The organism is Lamprobacter sp., from assembly GCF_034860625.1.
GTDB lineage: Bacteria > Pseudomonadota > Gammaproteobacteria > Chromatiales > Chromatiaceae > Lamprobacter.
Window position 1 is genome coordinate 1 of record NZ_JAYESN010000326.1, and the last position, 2,719, is coordinate 2,719.

The window sequence follows — 2,719 nt, forward strand, 5'->3', positions numbered from 1 at the left end:
GACGGCAAGATCCAGGACGCGATGCTGGCGGGCGACATCAAGCGTGCGGTGAGCACGGATACCGATGTCATCCTGTTCAACATCGACAGCAAGGCCGACTCCAGCAGTGGGCGCGATGCGATCCTGCGGGTGTTCCTGAAGGTCTTCAACGAGAAGCTCGGCTACAGCGGTGACTATCCGCACCTGGCTGATATCGAGCGCCGGCTTGATCAGCAAGGCCAGCTTGACGCCTTCAAGACCGCCTTCCACGCCGTCGCCGGCGTCGACTGGGAGGCCGAGCGCGATGGCTACAGCTTCTATCAGGATGAGATCGTCCAGGCGCTGTCGGACGCGCTGGGCAAGAGTCCCGAGGGTGCCCGCGCCTGGCTGGAGCGCGCTGAGGCCGACTTCGATTCGCTGCTCAGCGTCGAGAACTTCGCCGGCTGGGTGCGCGACTATCTGGATCAACCGCTGCCGGCTGTTGGCGTCCCTCGCCGCAGCGCGGATGGCAGCCCCCATGGCAGCCCGAATAGCGGCTCCCATCGCAGCCGCAACCGCCGCATCGTCTTCCTGGTCGACGAGATCGGCCAATTCATCGGTCAGGACACCCACCTGATGCTGAGCCTGCAGACCATCACCGAGAACCTTGGTACCGCCTGCGGCGGGCGCGCCTGGGTGGTGGTCACCTCGCAAGAGGACATCGACGCCATCCTCGGCGAGGTGCGCGCTGCCAAGGCCAATGACTTCTCCAAGATCCAGGGTCGCTTCAAGACCCGGCTCTCGCTCTCCAGCGGCAACGTCGACGAGGTGATCCAGAAGCGCCTGCTGGCCAAGACCGAGCCGGCTCAGGCGGCGCTGACCCAGGTCTATGCCGAGAGTGCCGACATCCTCAAGAACCAGCTCAGCTTCAGCAACGTCGGCATGAGCTTCAAGCCGTTCGCCGACGCGCCGGACTTCGCCGCGGTCTACCCGTTCGCGCCCTATCAGTTCCAGTTGGTGCAGAAGGTGTTCGAGGCCATCCGCCGCCACGGCGTTACCGGCCTGCATCTGGCGCGCGGCGAGCGCTCGATGCTCGATGCCTTCCAGTCCGCCGCCACCCAGCTCGGCGACAACGAGGTCGGCGTGCTAGTGCCGCTGTACCGCTTCTATCCGGCCATCGAGAGCTTCCTCGAGGGCGTGGTCAAGTCCACCATCGACAACGCCGCGCGCAACGCCAAGCTCGATCCGTTCGACACCCTGGTCCTCAAGACCCTGTTCCTGATCCGTTACGTCGACGAGATCCGCGGCAACGTCGACAACCTGGTGACCCTGTTCGTCGACCGCATCGATGCCGACCGCCTGGCGCTGCGTCAGCAGATCGAGGCTAGCCTGCAGCGCCTCGAGCGCGAGACCCTGATCGGGCGCAACGGCGAGGACTTCTTCTTCCTCACCAACGAAGAGCGCGACATCAGCCGCGAGATCAAGGACGTCGAACTCAGCTCCGCCGAGGAGACCAAGCTGCTTGCCGAGCTGCTGTTCGAGGACGTGCTCAAGGGCCTGCGCAAGCACCGCTTCCCGGACAACCACAAGGACTTTGGCCTCACCCGGTTGTGCGACCTGCACCCGCACGGCAACCGCACCGATGGCGACCTGGTGCTCTCGGTGATCACCCCGCTGGCCGACGACTATGGCCTCTACGACGAGACCCGCTGCATCCTCAACAGCAGCGCCGAGGGTGGGGCGCTGATCCTCAAGCTCGCCGACGACAAGACCTTGGCGCGCGAGATCCGCACCCTGATCCAGACGGATAAGTATGTCGGCCGCAAGAACGACGGCACCGCCTCCCACACCACGCTGCGCATCCTGCGTGAGCGCCAGGAAGAGAACCGCGAGCGCCGCGCCCGACTGCTGCGCCTGCTCGAGACCCACTGCCAGGAGGCCACGCTCTACGCCGCCGGTCAGCCGGTGCCGACCAAGGCCCACAGCGCCGCGCAGGTGATCGCCGACGGACTCAACTATCTGGTGCGCAACAGCTTTAACAAGCTCGGCTATCTGAGCCGGCTCTCCGCCAACCCCCAGGCCGAGATCAAGGCGGTGCTCAGCGCCACCGATGTCGATGACCTCGGGTTTTCGCTGGAGGCGGGGCAGGGCAATCAACAGGCGATCCAGGAACTCACCCAGACCATCGAGCTGATGGCCGGCGCCAATCGCCAGATCGTCCTCGAGGCCCTGGTGCAGGAGCGCTTCGGGCGACGTCCCTACGGCTGGCCGGAATGGGAGGTCATCCTGCTGATCGCCCGCCTGCTGCGCCGGGGCGACATCAGCCTGGTGCTCGACGGCGATACGCTCGGCATCGAGAAGGCCTACGACGCGCTGATCTCACCGAGCAAATGGCGCAAGGTCAGCCTGGTCAAGCGCAAGAGCGTCGACAGCGGCCAACTGCAGAATGCGCGGCAACTGTGCAAGGATCTGTTCAGCACATTGGCCCCGGATGGTGAAGAGGCGCTGGATGCCTTTCTGCGCGCGCAGCTGGCCGGCTGGATGAGCGACCTCAGTGAGTATCAGACCCTGGCCAGCACCGGTCAGTATCCCGGCAAAGAGACCATCGCCGACGCGCTCGGTGTGATCAAGCCGCTGGCAGCCGAGCAGGAAACGGTCGCGCTGATCGAGCGGTTCCTGGCCGGCAAGAACGACCTGCTCGACCTCGCCGACGACCTCCACGAGCTGCGTAACTTCTACACCCATCAACGTCCGGCCTGGG

General features: G+C 65.2%; 1 protein-coding gene. It reads left to right on the plus strand.

Annotated elements, in window-relative coordinates; translation table 11 throughout:
- Nucleotides 1-2,719, plus strand: a 2,719-nt coding sequence (gene brxC, locus VBE63_RS26950) for a BREX system P-loop protein BrxC (RefSeq protein WP_323686077.1), incomplete at both ends; no start/stop codon positions are given.